The sequence below is a fragment of the Lichenicola sp. GTC18331 genome, from assembly GCF_055386855.1.
Genome location: NZ_AP045015.1, coordinates 3,100,512 through 3,116,623, shown reverse-complemented (window position 1 = coordinate 3,116,623; position 16,112 = coordinate 3,100,512). Strand labels below are relative to the sequence as shown.

The window sequence follows — 16,112 nt, the reverse complement described above, 5'->3', positions numbered from 1 at the left end:
GCTCAGACCGCCTTCAGACCGATGACGCCCTCGACCGGCCAGTTCCATTCGTAGCAGGCCAGATCGTCCAGGCTGATGCCCTTGGCGACGCGCACCTTGCCGTTGGCATCGCGGATCTCGCCTTGGATCGGGTTCCAGCCGCTGATGATGCGCTGGCGCACCGCATCGGCCTGGGCTGCCACCTCCGGCGGAACGGTGCGGCCCCAGCGGTCGCGATCCACGCCGTTGCCGACCGACAGCAGGGTCTTGCCGTTGCCGGTCCAGCGCCCGGCCAGGCGGTCGGCGATCTGGTCCACATAGAAATGGTCCCAGTCCAGCATCAGCGAGGTCACATAGGCGTCCGGCCCCAGGGCGCGCATGTCGGTGTTCCAGGTGGCGCATTTGATGCCCGCCTTGGCCGCGACCTGGAGGCAGGAGCCGTCGTCCAGATTGGTGTAGATCATGTCGATTCCGTTCTGGATCAGCGCCGAGGCGGCCTGGGCGGCGGCCTGCGGATCGAACCAGGAATTGATCAGGATCACCTGCACGGTGGCCTCGGAGCGCACCGACCGGGCACCGAGCAGGAAGGCGTTGGCGCAGCCGAACACGGACGGCACCGGGAACGAACCGACGAAGCCCATCTTGCCGGACTTGCTCATCTTCGCGGCGGCGACGCCGATGATGAACGACACCTTCCAGTGCTGGACGTAGTACCAGCTCTCGTTGTCCGAGGTGTGGTGGCCGTTGCACTCCAGAAAGGCGACCTCCGGCGCATCCTCGGCGACGCCGGACAGGAGGTCGCCGTATTCGGAGGAAGCGAACACCATGTTGGCGCCGTTCTCGACGAACTGCCGGAAGGTGCGGGTGGCGTCGGCGGAGACCGGAATGCTTTCCACTTCCAGGAACTTTGCCGCCGGATACGCCTTCTTCGCCGCCAGAAGCCCGGCATGGTGGGTGGTCGACCAGCCGCCATCGGAGACAGGGCCGATATGGCCGAACACGATCACCGCGTCCTTCTCCGCCACGGCCGGCAGAGGCGACCCGGCGCGGGCCGCACGCGGCAGCAAGGGAAGGGCGGCCGCACCGGCCAGGAGAGCGCGTCGCTTCAACAAGGGCATCCGAACCACAAACTCCGAACAGGCAGACGCGCAGCATGCCCGATCCGCCGGGCCGGGCAAACGTTACGCAAGCCTTATGCCACACGCTGTCATTTGTGCGCTGCACCGCTTCGGTGACACCATCGCCCATTCACAGGCAGGACTGGAACAGCCCTCTCCATGATCACCGACCGTCGCGCAGGCGCCGCCCATCTCGTCCGGGAAAGCGTCCGATCGCTGTTGCTGCTGTTCGCCTGGGACGTGGTGGTGGTGCTGGCCTTCCAGCTCGCCCACAAACCCTGGATGGACCAGCCGACCCTGCCCTATTCGCTGATCGGCTCGGCGCTGGTGCTGTTCCTGAACGTGCGCAACACCGCCTCCTACAACCGGTGGTGGGAGGCTCGCACGCTCTGGGGTTCCGTGGTCAACAACACGCGCTCGTTTTCGCGGCAGATGGCGACTCTACTGCCCGGCGCGCCCGAGCTGACCCGGGCGATGATCGCCTACGTGCATGCGCTGCGCGGCGGTCTCGGCGGCACAGACACCTCGGCCGACGTGGAACGGCTGCTGACGCCCGAACTCTCCGCCCGCATCAAGGGGCGCCGCAACCAGGCCAACGCGGTGCTCTACGAGATCGGCGTCGGCGTCCGCGCCCATGTTCAGGCCGGGCACATCCATGCCGCCGCCCATGCCGAGATCGACCGCATCCTGAGCGATCTGGCCAATGGGCAAGGCGGCCTGGAGCGCATCCGCAACACGCCGCTGGCGATCCAGTTCTCCGCCCTGCCCGGCCTGCTGGTGCGGGTGTTCTGCATCGTCCTGCCGCTGTCGATGGTGCAGGAGCTGGGCTGGATCACCCCCTTCGGCTCCACCCTGGTCGGCTTCCTGTTCGTGGCCCTGGACAAGATCGGCGCCGATCTGGAGAATCCGTTCGCCCATTCGGTGCATGCCCAGCCGATGCAGTCGATGTGCCGGACCATCGAGATCGACCTGCTGCAGGCGATCGGCGACCCGGCACCGGAACCACTGACGCCCGTGAACGGCGTGCTGCGCTGAACCGATCGAGTTTCATTGTGTCACGAACGAGGGCGTCGTCGGGGGAACCCGAGGCGCCCTTTCGTTCTCGCGGCGACATCGAAGGAACCGCGCGATCGGCACGGCGATGTCCCGCACGCTGGCCGAGGAAGCCAATCAGGTGCCGCCAGTGCCGATGCCGGACACGATCCCGGGCCGATTGCCGATACCGTTCGTGGAGCCAGACCGGATCACGCGGATTTCGATCGGCATGACGCTAAACGGCTCCATGACCACGGCGGCCCAGTCCTGAAGCCGGCGCGGATGGATCCGCCCGGCCGCACCGTGGCGGCGGCGACCTTCGCGATCAGCATGATCAACAGTTTGGGCGAATCCGTTGCGCCGGCGACCTCGTGATTCGTATCAGGCCGGTTCGGCTCGCGGGTAGTGGACCGATCGGGAAACGCCGCGTTCAGAGAAGCTGCGTGTCATGACCTTGCCGGGCCAGAAGCGAAACGGCTTTCTTGTCGAACGACACGAAGGTTTCTCCCCCGAGCCAGTGGCCGTCGAACGCGATCACCCCGTCCGCGAAGTCGCCGCCGGCATCAAGAACGGCCAGTCCCGCCTCCACCGCGGGGCGGTTCACGGCGACGTTCTGCGCGTCGACTAGCCCTCGGATCGCGGCGGCGATGTCCTGTCGCGGCATCGCCGCCCGCGTGCTCAGAACCCAGGCCAATTCGCAGAGTGAATGCACACTGATGGCGACGACCGTGGCGCGCTCCATCGCCTCGACGGCAACCAACGCCTGCGCTTCGTCATCGGCGAGGATCAGGCGCAGCAGGACGTTGGTGTCGGCCGTGATGTTCATCTATCGAGGCCGGCCATGCCCGCCGCGGCACCAGCGTCCGCAATCGCCTCGTTGATGTCGTCGATCGAGAGCGGGGCGCCGTTGCCCTTACCTTTGAGCATGCCGTGCAGGTCGCGCCATGATCCTTTCCGCCCCGCGGCCTTCAACTGTGCCTTGCCGTCGGGCAGAAGATCCAGCTCGATCTTTTCGCCAGGCTGGATGCCAAGGTGTCGAAGCACGTCCTTACGGAACGTGACCTGCCCCCGCTCGGTGACTGTGAGTGTCGTCATGACGGACTCTCCGAAAGATTGATCGAATATAATGCGTTATCGCATTACTTTCTAGGACATTGTTCGGTGGAGTTCGGCCAACGCTCGGTTCACCCACGATGGGTCCAGTTCCCGTTCAGCTTTCACCCGGCCACGACGCGACGAACGCTCAGGGTTCCGTACCGAAGCCCTCCTCGATCTGGCGCATCATCAGACGGGCGGGGCCGGCGATCTGGCGGGTTCGGCTGGTGATCAAGGCCAGCGTCAGTGGCGGGATACCGCGCGTGCGGATCGGCACGAAGGCGAGTTCGCCGCGGGCGACCTCGTCCGCCACGTCGAGCGCGCAGAGAATGCCAATTCCGGCACCGGCACGGATCAGCGACTTGATCATCTGGATGCTGTCGGCGGCGGCGACGCGGTCGAATGCGAAGCCGGCCACCGCCTCGATCGCGGCCATCTGCTCGTGCAGAGCGAGCGGTGCCGCGGGGGCGATCACGCGTTCCTCGGCACCCGCGCTGGCCGGCAGCGTGTCCTGGCCGGCCAAGGGATGGTCGGTCGGCAGCACGAAGCCGAGCGGGAAGTCGCGCAGCGGCTGGATGGTGAGGTCGCGCGACGGGCGCGGACCCAGCATCAGGCCCAGTTCGGCATCACCCGAGATGACGGCTCCGGCCACGTCCTTGTTGTCCAGCACCGTGAGCGAAACGGTAAGTTTGGGATGGGCGCCGAGTAGGCGTGCGGTCAGATCGACCAGCGCGCCCTTGGCCAGAGCGTCGATCACCGCCAGCCGCACCGTGCCGCGGCGCAGGCCGCGCATGTCGTCGAACTGCGTCGTGAGGGCGGCGAGATCGCCGGTCCAGCCGCGCGCCTGATGCAGTAGCAGCTCGCCCGCTGCCGTGAGCCGCATGCCGGCCGGGGTGCGTTCGAACAGGACGACCCGGAAGACCTCCTCGGCGAGCTGGATCTGCCGGTCGATCGCCGATGCGGCTATGCGCAGCTCTTCCGAGGCGCGCCGGATGGAGCCGTGACGGGCGACGGCCAGGAAGTAGGGCAGGAAGCGGGCGAAGACGGGCAAAGGGCTCTCTTATTTTTCGAACGCGGATGCCTGATTATAGCGATGGATTCGCGCAGCGGTCTTCCCTCCAATGGCGACATCCGATCCGAACGGGAGCTGTTCATGTCCGAGACCCTCGAGCGCCCCGTCGTCGCAGCACCACCTGCGGACCCTGTGCTCCCGCGCAACTGCACCTTCGAGCCCGGCGACTGGGCGCGCCTGTCGCGCTGCTGGTTCCCGGTCGCGCTTTCACGCGAGGTGACCGGCAAGCCGGTCAACGCCGTGCTGCTGGATGCGCCTCTGGTGCTGTATCGGGCCGGCGACAAGCTGGTGGTGGCGGACGATCTGTGTCCGCATCGCGGCGTGCCGTTGTCGATGGGCAGCGGCGACGGCGAGACCATCGCCTGCGCCTATCACGGCCTGCGCTTCGGGGCGGAAGGGCGCTGCGTGCATGTGCCCGCCAGCCCGCAACGGACGATCCCGCAACGCTTGAACCTGCGCACCTATCCGGCGGTGGAACGCTACGGGCTGATCTGGACCTGTCTGGCCGGCGGCGACGCGGCCAGCGCGGAGATTCCCGATATGCCGCACTGGGACGAGCCGCAATTCCAGCAGATCACCTGCCCCTGGATCGACATCTTCGGCTTCGCCGGGCGGCAGATGGAGGGATTCCTCGACGTCGCGCATTTCGGCTTCGTGCACACCGCGACCTTCGGCGACGCCAGCAACACGGTGGTGCCGGACTACATGCCGTCGATGACGGAAAAGGGGTTCGAGGTCGAATACCGCTCCAATGTCGGCAACTACCCGATCGGCGCAGATCAGCGCGGCTCGGAAGGGTTCGAATGGCTGCGGCATTTCCGCGTGCATCTGCCGTTCACCGCGACGCTGGAGATCCATTTTCCCGGCGAGGCGCGTCTGGTGATCATGAATGCGGCGTCGCCGGTCTCGGCGCGCACGACGCGCTTGTTCGCGCCGATCGCCCGCAATTTCGACACCGACCGGCCGGTGCAGGACGTGTACGATTTCAATCGCCGCGTGTTCGAGGAGGACAAAGCGATCGTGGAGGCGCAAAAGCCGGAATGCCTCCCGCTCGATCCGGCGCTGGAGGTGCATATTCCAGCGGACCGGTCATCGATCGCCTATCGAAAGGGGCTGCGGTCGCAGGGGTATTCGCGGTTCTTCATTGCGTAGGAAGTAATATTCTTCTTTTTCTGAAGAAAAAGAAGCAAAAAGACTTCTATCCGTTTAGGTCGGAGCAACCACCCGGCACCGAACCAAACGGACAAAAGTTCTTTGGTTCTTTCTTTCAAGAAAGAACATCCTTCCCATCCATCTGCCCTTAGGCCGGGACGGCTTCCTTCGCCATCCCGAACAGAGATTCCAGTTCGGGATCGAGACGCGCCTGGACATAGGCGCGATCCTCGTCCGACAGGGACGGATAGGCGGCGGGCACGAACGGCTTGATGCCGTGGCCCTTGTAGGTGTCGAGCGGCTGGAAGCCGCCGGGCGCGCCCGGCAATCCCGTGGCGGCAGACAGGGCCTCGATCACCGCCTGCGGCCGGGTTCGAACCGCTTCGTAGTCCAGCAGAGCGAGATTATGCGCGCGCCGGTGCAGCCCGGCCCAATGGCCGAGCGTGCGCGTGCGCATGGTGACGGGGTCGGGGAAGCGCTCTCCGGTCTCGAGATCGCGTTCGTGCATCATCTCTGTGCCGAACATCGGGTGGGTCTCGTCCACGCCCCAGAACTGGTCGTCCCAGACGCTGTGCCAGGGCGTGCGGATGAACTCGGCGAACGACAGCGCGCGCAGGGATTCGTGAACGTGCCAGGGCTGCTTGTGCAGGCTGCGCAGCCAGATCGTCGGATCGCGCGCGATCACCAGAACCAGCACCTCTGGCCGGAACAGGATCTGCGTCGGCACACACCAGTGCTTAAAGCCGTAGCTTTCGGTGAAGGCATCGCGTCCGAGATTGGCTTCGATCAGCTTGATGATCGCGTGCGTGCCGGAACAGCGCATGCCGTAGACCTGGATGTGCCGGATCGGTTCCTGACCACGAATCAGGGTCCGAAGGCCGGGCATGGGCAGGCGCCAGTCCAATACGGTCATCTGGCGCGTGTCTCCGGGCGCGTGGCTGGAAGCAGCCTATCGAAAAACCGCCGAAACGGCCAGTCGCTTATCGCAACGAAGCGGAGGTTCCGGCGCTGACACCGGAAGGGCATTGTGCCCGTCCCGCTTCTTGTTCTGCGCCGGTGATCGGGAGAAAGAGTGTTCTTTCTTGGAAGAAAGAACCAAAGAACTTTTATCCGTTTGGCCTGGCGCGGATCAGGAACTCCCATTCAAACGGACAGAAGTCTTTTTGCTTCTTTTTCTTCAGAAAAAGAAGATTCTTTCCGTCTTCACCCCATCGAGGTTCGCGTTTGCCCGAGATCGCCCGCTGTCCGATCTGCCGCAATGCCGGCTGGCACGATCGTTTTCCCGTTCTGGCCTGCACGCATTGCGAGCTGGAAGTGTCGTGCGGCGCGATGGCGGACGCCGTGCCGGAACAGATCGACGCGGCACTCGACCGGGCCGGACGGGATGCGCTGTCCGGCGATGGGTGGCATCTGTCGTCGGTGGCGTTACGCAACGCTGCCTGGAGATTGGGGCGGAGCTGGCGCGACGGGGGTTGGCGACGGGAGAAGCCGGTTCCGCACTCGGTGGTTCTGGGCGTGATCGGGCGTGCGGACGATGGACCGCCGGTCGAGGTGATGAGAGCGGAGGCCGGGTTCGCGCAGGCGGTCGTCGTTCTGGATGGCGCCGGGGCGGCACCGCCCGGGCTGGACGGGGCGGCCGTCGCGATGCGCCCCTTGGCGGGGGATTTCGCAGGGCAGCGCAACCATGTGCAGGAGATGGCGCAGGATCGGTTCGGCGCGGAAAGCTGGGTATTGCAACTCGACACGGACGAGCGTCCGACGGCGGATTTGCTGGCCTGTCTGGGCTGGATGGTGCGCGCGGCCGATCGCGACGGGGTGCGCTCGGTCGGCCTGCCCCGGATCAACCTGGTGGACGGAATGCGTTCCGCGCTGTTTCCCGACATCCAGTATCGGTTGAACCGGGCGGACATACGGTTCGATGGCGTCGTGCATGAACGGCCCGTGGTGCCGTTCGGGGAAACCTCTCTGGGGCTGGCGGGGACGATCGAGCACAGGCTGACACGGGAGCGTGTGGTGGCGCGGTCCCGGCTTTACGAGGCGATGCGCGAAGGGGCCGGACGGGTTTCGGACGAGGCGGCGCTGTTGTCGCCGTTCGATCCCCTGGCGATGGCGGTGCGGTAGAGCGCCAGCGTTTCTGTGGACAGGGTTTCGCGTGTGAACAGGCCGGCGGCGGCGCGACTGTTGCGGTGCAGCCTGTCGCGCAGGGCGGGGTCGTGGAGCATGCGGCGCAGTACCGAAGCGATGGCATCGCCGTCGCAGCGTTCGGCCAGAAGGCCCGCCTCCGTGTCGCCGACGAAGCGGCGTGCGCTGGCGTCTTTCGCACAGGCCAGGATCGGACGGCCGAACGCCATCGCTTCCTGGTAGACGAGGCCGAAGCTTTCGTAGCGCGACGGTGCCGCGACCAGATGCGCCGCGGCGAGACGGGCGTGCAGCTCGGGCTCTGAAAGATCGCGCAGCCATTCGACGCGGGACAGCAGGGCGTCGGGTCGGCCGGGAAGCGCGTCGATCCCGACCATCTGCAGCCGGAACTCCGGCCCCTCGCCGCGTTCGGCCTCGTCGGCGATGATGGCGGCGGCGTCGAGCAGTTCGGAGAAGCCCTTGCGCGGTTCCGCGCGCCCGACGAACAGGATGCGGAGCGGCCCGTCGCCGTGCGGCGGATAGGCGGCGTCCAGCCCAGCCGCACGAACGGTGTGCGGCAAGCTGAGACCGATCACGGCGTGGCCCGGACCGGGCGGGGTCACCCGATAGCGTTCCGCGATCGCGGCGCCGTGCGGGGCCGTGTTGGAGATCAGGGCTGCGGAGCGGCGTGCGGCAAGGGCTTCCAGGAAAACGGCGGCGCGATGGTCGAGGCGGTCGCGCAGGGAACGCGCGCCCGTGCCGGTGATGGAGGCGGGGGTGGAGTTGCGCGTGACCAGCGGGACCGGGCCGAACAGGGCGACGAAGAGGCCCGGGGCATACCAGTTGGTGGCCTCCACCACGGAGAGCGGCGTTTCCCGGTTCAGCCTGCGCACCGCGCGCCAGAAGCAGAACGGCGGCACCAGATGGCCGATGCCGGCGAACCGGCGCAGGCGGCGCAGCAACGGTCCGGGCGCGCAGCCGACGACGGCGACGCCGTCCCGCGTCGCGCGGCCGGTGCGATCCAGGGCGATGACAGTGACGTCGTCACCGTTCTCGGTGAGTGCGCCGGCGATCTCGGCGGCGGCGTTGGCGAGCCCGTTGCGTGCCGGAGGAAAGGACCAGCACAGCAGAGCGGTCCTCATCGGGCGTCGCCGATCAGGCGGCGATACAGCGCCTCGTAGTCGCGGGCCATTCGGTCGGCGGTGAAGCGGGCTTCGAATACGGCGCGTATGCGGGCGCGATCAAGCTCGTGCAGGCGATGTATGGCGCGCACGGCCTCGTCTTCGTTGTCGACCACGAAGCCTGTGACGCCATGCTCGACGATCTCCGGTGCGCTGCCGTTGCGCCAGGCGATCACCGGCGTGCCGCAGGCCATGGCCTCGATCATCACCAGGCCGAACGGTTCCGGCCAGTCGATCGGGAACAGCAGGGCGGCAGCGTTGCCGAGCAGATCCTGCTTGGCGCGGTCGTCGATCTCGCCGAGATGGGCGATGGCGCCGCAGAGAAGCGGTTCGACCTCCCGCTGAAAATAGAGTGGATTGCCGACATCGATACCGCCTGCGAGCAGCAGCCCGGCGCCGGCCGCGCGGGCGATGCGTATGGCACGGTCGGGACGTTTCTGGTCGGTCATACGGCCGATGAAGGCGAGCGGGCCGCCGCCGGGACCCGGTTTGTAGCGATCGGTGGGGATACCATGATGGACGATCCCGGCAAGGTTGCCGCCGGGAAGCGAGGCCGCCTGCGCGGCGGAGATCGCGGCGACGGGGAGCCGGTCGAACCAGCGGAAGAAGAGCTGCCTGTCGAGCTCGTCGAGGCGCCAGTGCACGGTGGTGAGGTGGGGTACGGCGTCGCCGCCGAGCAGGGCTGCGTGGGCGAATTCGCCGTGGCAATGGACGATGTCGAACGCGTGCAGATGCTGTCGCAGCAGATCGAGCTGCACCGCTTCGAGCATCGCTGGCACGCCGGGGGCGACTGCGCCGTGCCGGCGTTGCAGCTCGACCAGGCTCGGGTAACCGGACAGCAGACGGGCGCTCGTGCGGCTGTCGGATGGGGCGATCAGGGTGACGTCGTGCCCGGCCGCGACCAGCGCTTCGGCGAGGTCGAACACGACACGCTCGGTGCCCCCTGCCGTTTCGGGTGGCGTTGGAACGATGACCGGCGCAAGCTGGGCAATTCGAAGGGCCGATTTCGTCATGGAACGGGAACGAAAGCGGCCGGGCGGGGTTTCCACCGGACGGGAGAAGAAGGGCCGCGATGTTTATCCTGCATGTGGCCCTGCAAGGCTGTCTCCGTGCCACGGAGGTCGAATACGGACTGACGGCCGATACCGGCGGACATATCCGCTATCTTCTGGAACTTGTCGCCGAATCCGCGCGCCATCCGCGGATTGACCGGATCGAGATCGCGACGCGCGCCTTCACCGGCGGCGGGTTCGATCACTGCTATGCGTCCGGGATCGAACAGGTCGACGAACGCTGCCGGATCGTTCGCCTGGCGACAAACGATCCATCCTATCTTCGCAAGGAAGATCTTTGGCGGGAGCACGAGAGTTTCGTTGCGGCGCTGCTCGCGCATCTGCGTGCGCAGGACCGCCTGCCGGATCTGATCCACGCGCATTATGCGGATGCGGGGCTGGTGGCGGCGCGGATACGGGACGTTCTGGGCATTCCGTTTCTGTTTACCGCGCATTCCCTGGGGCGGGTGAAACGGGATCTTTTGCCGGCGGGCAGCGCGCAGTTGTCCGGGATCGAGACGCGCATCGCCATCGAGGAGGAAGCGATCGCAGCGGCGGACGGGATCGTCGCGTCGTCCCGCGACGAGGCGGAACAGCAGTTCGCCGGCTACGAGAGCTACGAGCCGGGGCGGATCAGGATCATTCCGCCGGGGAGCGATCTGGAGAGTTTCCGCGACGGGCGTGTGCCGGAGCGGGTGCGGGAGTCGATCGAGCGGTTCCTGAGGCGGCCCAACCTGCCGGTGATCCTCGCGATCGCGCGGCCGGTGACGCGCAAGAATCTGAGCGCATTGGTGCATGCTTACGGCAGCACGCCGGCCCTGCGCGCGCGTGCCAATCTGGTGATCGTCGCCGGCAATCGGGAGCGGATCGACGCGCTGGAGCCGGAGATCGGCGGCAACGTCAGCGAATTGCTGGAGCTGATCGACCGCTACGATCTGTATGGCAGCGTCGCCTATCCGAAACATCATGATCCCGCCGATATCGCCGGGTTCTATGCCTATGCGGCGGCGCGTCGCGGCGTGTTCGTGAATCCGGCGCTGAACGAGCCGTTCGGCCTGACGCTGGTGGAGGCGGCGGCCGCCGGTCTGCCGGTGGTGGCGACCAACAGCGGCGGCGCGACCGATATCGTCGGCGATGCGTGCAACGGGTTCCTGGTCGACCCGCGTCGTCCGGACGAGATCGCCGCCGCGGTGCTGCGGATCGTCGTCGATCCGGAGGGGTGGGAAACGCTATCCGCGAACGGCCTCGATGCGGCGCGCGGTTACGACTGGACGCGTCACGTGTCGCGCTACGCCCGGTTCGCGGAACGGCTTTGCGGTTCGGCGATGCGGAAGCCAGCACACCGATGCGATGACCGGCTTCTGCTTGTGAGCGATATCGACGGGACGCTGATCGGCTGCCGCGACAGCGTGCGGTCGTTCGTCGCGTGGCATGCGCAGCAGCCGCATCTGGTGTTCGCGCTGGCGACCGGACGATCGTTCCATTCCGCGCTGGCGATCCTCGGACAATCGGAAGCAACCTTTCCGGATATTCTGATCGCGTCGACGGGGTCGGAGATCTACTGGCTCGATCCGAACCGGGCGACCTATCATCGCGACACGGACTGGGAGAAACGGATTTCGCAGGGCTGGGACCTTGAAGGGGTGTCTGCGCTCCTGGCGGAAAGGGGCGGTCTTGAGCCGCAACCGGTTCTGGAACAACGCCCGCGCAAGCTGAGCTACTTCACCGACGGCAGCGTGGAGACGCTGCATCGCGTGCGCGATCTTCTTGCGGAAGCCGGGCATGCCTGCTCGGTGATCCAAAGTCACAAGCTCTACCTGGATATTCTGCCGCTGGGTGTGTCTAAGGCGGCCGCGATCAGCCATGTCAGCCAGTTCCTCGGGCTCGGAAGGGACGATGTGGTGGTGGCGGGCGACAGCGCGAACGATGTCGAGATGCTGCGCTCGGCGCCGCAGGCGGTTCTGGTCGCCAACCATGCCGACGGACTCGGGGATCTTCCCGATCTAAGCCATTCCTATATCGCACGCAGGCGGTTTGCGCGTGGCGTGATGGAAGGCGTCGAGCACTTCCATGCCCTGCGCGCGGCGCGCTGATTGGGAATGCCAGTTTCCGTCCTGACCCTGGTGCGCGGTCGCGCCGTGCAGCTCGATCGTCTGGTCGAGGGTCTGTGGCGACAGGATGTTCCGCCGGATCGTCTCGTGATCGCGTTCATGCAGGCGGATGCGCCGGTTCTGCCGCCGACGCCGTTCCCGGTCTCGCTGGTCCAGGTTCCGGGCGAACCGATGCCTCTGGCGGCGGCGCGCAACCGGGCTGCGGAAGCGGCCGGAGACGGGTTGCTCATCTTTCTCGATGTGGACTGCATTCCCGCGCCGGGATTGGTTGCCGCGTTCGTGTCCGCGTCGCAGCAGCGGGACGGATTGCTTCTCGGCGATGTGCATTACCTGCCGGCCGGCGGCGCCGATGCGGATCGTTCGCCCGCGCATCTGGATGCGATCGCCGCGCGCCACCCGGCGCGACCGGATCTGCAAGCGGGGGAGGTTCGGGCGGAACCGGATCACGGTGCGCTCTGGGGTTTGTCGTTCGCCCTACCCGCTTCGCTCTGGCGGCAAGCCGGCGGAATGGACGAGCGCTACTGCGGTTACGGCGCGGAGGAGACCGATTTCGCGGCACGCCTGGCGCGGCTCGGCACGCCCGTGCACTGGGTGGCGGATGCGCGCGCGTGGCACCAGCATCATCCGGTGCATATCCCGCCCCTGCAGCATTTCGACCATATCATTCGCAACGCGATCCTGTTCCACGGTCTCTGGGGCCGCTGGTGCATGGAATATTGGCTGGGCCAGTTTCGCGAGATGGGGCTTGTGGACTGGACCGACGATGCCCTGACGGTGTTGCGGCCGCCGAGCAGGGCGGAACGGGAAGCGGCGTTAGCGCCGGGGCATGTGCGGTTCAGCTGAAGGGTGCTATGTGGGGACCGACGGAAGAGGTGTTCTTTCTTGAAAGAAAGAACCAAAGAACTTCTGGTCGTTTGACACCGTGCCAAACCGACGCTCACCACTTAGACGGATAAAGTCTTTTTGCTTCTTTTTCTTCAGAAGAAGAAGACCCTCCTTGCTTGACTACACTAACTCTCCACGAAGATGCCGATGCAGGAACGGCAGCACGGTGTTCCAGTACGCTTCCGGATCGAAGCGTTCCAGGTCGGCGTGTTCGGCGCCGTCCGCCCACCACAACGATTTGGGCTCGTTCGCACATTCGAACAAAGCCTGGGTGTCGGCGGTGGTGGTGAAGGGGTCGATGGTGCCGGCGGCGATCAGCACCGGCATGTCGAGCTTGCCGATCTGCCGTGCGGGGCGGAGGGCGCGATGATTCACGCCGATCAGGATCGGCAGCAGGCGCTCGAAGATACGGCCGAGGAACGGGGCGCAGCGATGCGCCAGGGTGTCGCCGAGCCAGGGGCGCAAGGTGGCGGCGATGCGCGTGTCGATGGCCGGGCGGATGTCGGGGAACACCGATTCCAGCACCAGCGCCTCCATGCGAGGCGGCTCGGCGCCGAGAAGAGTCGCGGCCCCGCCGAGAGAGATCGCGATCACGCCCAGCCGCCCGCCCTGATTGCGCCGGCGCGCGAAGCCGAGAGCGGCATCGACGTCGCGCGATTCGGTGAGGCCGAATCCGATATGCGCGCCCTGGCTGTCGCCATGCGCGCGGAGGTCGAACAGGAGCACGGAAAAGCCGTCGCGATGCAGGGTTTGCGCGCGTCGCACCTGCGACAAACGATTGGCGCCGATGCCGTGAACCAGAACCACCGTGCCGTGTTCCGTGGATTTTCCCTGCAGCCACCACCCGGACAGGCGGATGCCGTCCGTCGCGGTGAACGAGATGGTCTCCGCCCCGTCGAGGCGCGCGGGCGGCGGGCCGACCTGCTTGCGGAAGCGGAAGAACAAGGCGCGCGCCGCCTGACGGAGCGCCACCACACAAGGCGGCAGGACGGCAGCCAGAACGAGGCCGGTCGCGGCGACGCGCGGACGAGGCAGCGAACGCATGATCAAACGGCCGGCACCGTGGCGGTTCGCTTGTCGCGCCAGAGCGAGTCGGCGAGCCCCTCCAGATAGGCGGCGGCGGAGGCGGCGGCGTTCGGATCGTAGAGGCGGCGCAGATGGGCGGGATCGAGCGCCTTGGCGCTGTCGAGCAGCGCGCGCCAGGGTTCCAACGCGCCGGGCCATTGCATCAGGGCGACGGCGGCGCCGGTCTCGGCCAGTCGTTCGGCCTTGCGGGTTTGTTCGCCGAAATAGCGCCATTCCGGCGCGCACACGAATGGGCGGCCGACGCGGGCGATCTCGTGCACCGTGTTGTCGCCCGCGGAAGCGATCACCACGTCGGCGGCGGCGATATGGGCGGTGACGTCGGACACCCAGCCCTTTTCGACCAGATTGCCGAAATCGGTTTCATGGCCTTCGCGATGCACCGGACCCACCACCATCCAGAGCGCATCCGGCACCGCACGGGCGGCCATGGTGAGCGGGGCGTAAGGCGTGCCGGCGCCGCCATGGCCGGTCAGCACCAGCACCATTTCGCGATCCGGGTCGATGCCGAGACGGGCGCGGGCCTCCTCGCGCGTCGGCACCGCATCGACCGTGGTGCAGAGGCCGCCGGTGTAGCAGGTCTTGCGGCGCGCCCAGCCGGGATAGTCGGACTGTTCGATGCTCTCGTCGAACGGGGCCAGCAGGCCGACGCAGGCCTGATAGGCGCCGAGATGGCCGGGATCGAGCCGGTCACCATGCATGCGGATCTTCACAGCCGGGACGGAGGCGATGCGCGACAGCAGGGCGATCTCGGCCGACACGTCGATCACGAACAGGGCCGGGTCGACATCGTCGAGATGGTCGAGGATGCGCCGCATGGTGCGCCGGGTTTCCCACACGCCGAGCGGCACGCAATGCATGATTTCGGGCGTGGATTGCTCGAACAGGGCCTGGCTCGGCACGGCGGCGCCGATCATGTTCGGCAGCTCGACGAGCTCGATCGGACGCTCGAACCCGTCGAACAAGGACGGTTTGGCGGTCATGACGGTGACGCGGCGATCGGCGCGCAGACGCCGGACGATCGCCATGGTGCGGTTGGCGTGGCCGCGACCCTGGTGATGCACGAAAAACGAGATCGGCCGCAGGCTGCCGGGCTGGGCACCGAACAACGCCCCGTCATGTGCCATGCCGCCCATCCTCCCCGTCGCCAGCGCGCTTTCCCTAGCACGATGCGAGCGGGGCGTCGTCAGGTCGCCCATCGCCGTCCCCGGCCGCGCCCCGTTTCGCGCGGCTTGCACGCAGGGGGCAACGCCGCTCTGCTGGCGCGGCCGAGCCGGTCCGGCAGGGGACGATCGGAACCGGAATGGGGAGACGACGCGATGACGCGCGACACAGCGAGGATGCCGACGCGGCGGGACATGATGCTGGCCGGGATGGGTCTGGCTGGGATGGGTCTGGCCGTCTCGACGTCCGCCCGTGCGCAGACGATCGATGCGATCCGGGAGTACGAGCGCCGCAGCGGCGGCCATGTCGGGTTCTGGGCGACGAATCTGGCGACGGGACGGCAGATCGGATGGCGCGCGGACGACCGCTTCGTGCTGTGCAGCACGTTCAAGTTCTCGCTGGGCGCGCTGGTGCTTCGCAATGTCGACCGGGGCACGGAACGGCTGGACGCGGCGATCCGGTTCACGAAGGCGGATGTGCCGGACTGGTATGCCCCGGTGGCGCGCGCGACCCTCGCCCGCAGCAAGAATGCGGTGGGCGAGATGACGGTAGGCGAGATGTGCCGGGCGGCGGTGGAGCAGAGCGACAATAGCTGCGCCAATCTGCTGCTGGCGCGGAGCGGCGGTCCTGTCGCCGTGACGCGGTTCTGGCGCGGGCTCGGCGACGACGTCAGCCGGCTGGACGACGGCGAGCCGATGGTGAACCGGACCCCGCCGGGCGGGATCGCCAACACCACCACACCGCGCGCCATGGCCACGACCATGGGCCGTCTGGTTGCAGGCGATGTGCTGGCGCCTCCTTCGCGAACGATGCTGCGCGATTGGCTGGTGGCCTGCGTCACCGGGCGGGAGCGGCTCCGAAGCGGGCTGCCGCACGACTGGGTCGCCGGAGACAAGACGGGCAACAACGGCGCCGATGCCGCGGCCGACGTTCTGGTCGCCTGGCCGCCGAACGGCGGAGGGCCGATCCTGATCGCGGCCTATACCCGGGGCGGCAGGCCGACGCCGGATCTGTTTGCGCCGCTATTCGCCGCGATCGGGCGGGAGGCGGCGAGCAGGCTGGTTTGA

Annotated in this window: 16 protein-coding genes; 7 read left to right on the top strand and 9 right to left on the bottom strand. The window is 67.0% G+C overall.

Features of this window, described 5'->3' with window-relative positions; genetic code table 11:
• Positions 1–2 precede the first annotated feature (2 nt).
• On the bottom strand, positions 3–1,097 hold the full coding sequence (locus tag ACZ5BM_RS14260) for a BMP family ABC transporter substrate-binding protein (protein ID WP_498908772.1): 1,095 nt from the start codon (positions 1,095–1,097) through the stop codon (positions 3–5).
• Positions 1,098–1,256: 159 nt separating this feature from the next.
• On the opposite strand from ACZ5BM_RS14260, the gene ACZ5BM_RS14255 reads away from it, so the two are divergent.
• Together ACZ5BM_RS14255 and ACZ5BM_RS14250 are read left to right on the top strand one after the other, a co-directional pair.
• On the top strand, positions 1,257–2,132 hold the full coding sequence (locus tag ACZ5BM_RS14255; RefSeq protein ID WP_498908771.1) for a bestrophin family protein: 876 nt from the start codon (positions 1,257–1,259) through the stop codon (positions 2,130–2,132).
• A 106-nt stretch (positions 2,133–2,238) separates the two neighbouring features.
• Complete coding sequence (locus ACZ5BM_RS14250; RefSeq protein ID WP_498908770.1) at positions 2,239–2,403, top strand: hypothetical protein; 165 nt, start codon at positions 2,239–2,241, stop codon at positions 2,401–2,403.
• Positions 2,404–2,562: 159 nt separating this feature from the next.
• Here the strand turns inward: ACZ5BM_RS14250 and ACZ5BM_RS14245 are convergent, their stop codons facing one another.
• The 3 genes from ACZ5BM_RS14245 to ACZ5BM_RS14235 all read right to left on the bottom strand — a co-directional run bounded on the left by ACZ5BM_RS14245 (position 2,563) and on the right by ACZ5BM_RS14235 (position 4,278).
• On the bottom strand, positions 2,563–2,958 hold the full coding sequence (locus ACZ5BM_RS14245; protein WP_498908769.1) for a type II toxin-antitoxin system VapC family toxin: 396 nt from the start codon (positions 2,956–2,958) through the stop codon (positions 2,563–2,565).
• Positions 2,955–3,227 (bottom strand): AbrB/MazE/SpoVT family DNA-binding domain-containing protein, encoded by a 273-nt coding sequence (locus ACZ5BM_RS14240; RefSeq protein WP_498908768.1) that lies wholly within the window; start codon positions 3,225–3,227, stop codon positions 2,955–2,957. Before ACZ5BM_RS14240 ends, ACZ5BM_RS14245 begins: the two co-directional genes overlap by 4 nt.
• Before the next feature lie 148 nt (positions 3,228–3,375).
• Positions 3,376–4,278: a LysR family transcriptional regulator gene (locus ACZ5BM_RS14235; protein WP_498908767.1), complete on the bottom strand. Its 903-nt coding sequence runs from the start codon at positions 4,276–4,278 to the stop codon at positions 3,376–3,378.
• Positions 4,279–4,380: 102 nt separating this feature from the next.
• Between ACZ5BM_RS14235 and ACZ5BM_RS14230 the strand changes: the two genes are divergently transcribed.
• Complete coding sequence (locus ACZ5BM_RS14230) at positions 4,381–5,451, top strand: Rieske 2Fe-2S domain-containing protein (RefSeq protein ID WP_498908766.1); 1,071 nt, start codon at positions 4,381–4,383, stop codon at positions 5,449–5,451.
• 148 nt (positions 5,452–5,599) lie between these two features.
• Here the strand turns inward: ACZ5BM_RS14230 and ACZ5BM_RS14225 are convergent, their stop codons facing one another.
• On the bottom strand, positions 5,600–6,364 hold the full coding sequence (locus tag ACZ5BM_RS14225) for a hypothetical protein (RefSeq protein ID WP_498908765.1): 765 nt from the start codon (positions 6,362–6,364) through the stop codon (positions 5,600–5,602).
• 311 nt (positions 6,365–6,675) lie between these two features.
• Between ACZ5BM_RS14225 and ACZ5BM_RS14220 the strand changes: the two genes are divergently transcribed.
• Complete coding sequence (locus ACZ5BM_RS14220) at positions 6,676–7,572, top strand: glycosyltransferase family protein (protein WP_498908764.1); 897 nt, start codon at positions 6,676–6,678, stop codon at positions 7,570–7,572.
• Here the strand turns inward: ACZ5BM_RS14220 and ACZ5BM_RS14215 are convergent.
• Together ACZ5BM_RS14215 and ACZ5BM_RS14210 are read right to left on the bottom strand one after the other, a co-directional pair.
• Positions 7,482–8,711: a glycosyltransferase family 4 protein gene (locus tag ACZ5BM_RS14215; protein ID WP_498908763.1), complete on the bottom strand. Its 1,230-nt coding sequence runs from the start codon at positions 8,709–8,711 to the stop codon at positions 7,482–7,484. The two genes, ACZ5BM_RS14220 and ACZ5BM_RS14215, sit on opposite strands and share 91 nt — an antisense overlap.
• Positions 8,708–9,763, bottom strand: a complete 1,056-nt coding sequence (locus ACZ5BM_RS14210; RefSeq protein ID WP_498908761.1) for a glycosyltransferase family 4 protein — start codon at positions 9,761–9,763, stop codon at positions 8,708–8,710. The genes ACZ5BM_RS14215 and ACZ5BM_RS14210 overlap by 4 nt, the downstream gene beginning before the upstream one ends.
• A gap of 59 nt (positions 9,764–9,822) precedes the next feature.
• Between ACZ5BM_RS14210 and ACZ5BM_RS14205 the strand changes: the two genes are divergently transcribed.
• Both ACZ5BM_RS14205 and ACZ5BM_RS14200 read left to right on the top strand, forming a co-directional pair.
• A complete protein-coding gene (locus tag ACZ5BM_RS14205) occupies positions 9,823–11,895 on the top strand; it encodes an HAD-IIB family hydrolase (RefSeq protein WP_498908759.1) in 2,073 nt (690 codons plus the stop codon).
• A gap of 6 nt (positions 11,896–11,901) precedes the next feature.
• Complete coding sequence (locus tag ACZ5BM_RS14200; protein ID WP_498908758.1) at positions 11,902–12,756, top strand: glycosyltransferase family 2 protein; 855 nt, start codon at positions 11,902–11,904, stop codon at positions 12,754–12,756.
• Between the two features lie 162 nt (positions 12,757–12,918).
• Here the strand turns inward: ACZ5BM_RS14200 and ACZ5BM_RS14195 are convergent, their stop codons facing one another.
• Both ACZ5BM_RS14195 and ACZ5BM_RS14190 read right to left on the bottom strand, forming a co-directional pair.
• The gene (locus ACZ5BM_RS14195; protein WP_498908757.1) at positions 12,919–13,842 is read right to left on the bottom strand and encodes an alpha/beta hydrolase; all 924 of its coding nucleotides are present in this window, start codon (positions 13,840–13,842) and stop codon (positions 12,919–12,921) included.
• A gap of 2 nt (positions 13,843–13,844) precedes the next feature.
• Entirely contained in the window at positions 13,845–15,008 is a 1,164-nt protein-coding gene (locus ACZ5BM_RS14190; RefSeq protein WP_498908756.1) for a glycosyltransferase, read from the bottom strand.
• A gap of 192 nt (positions 15,009–15,200) precedes the next feature.
• On the opposite strand from ACZ5BM_RS14190, the gene bla reads away from it, so the two are divergent.
• Complete coding sequence (gene bla, locus ACZ5BM_RS14185) at positions 15,201–16,112, top strand: class A beta-lactamase (RefSeq protein ID WP_498908755.1); 912 nt, start codon at positions 15,201–15,203, stop codon at positions 16,110–16,112.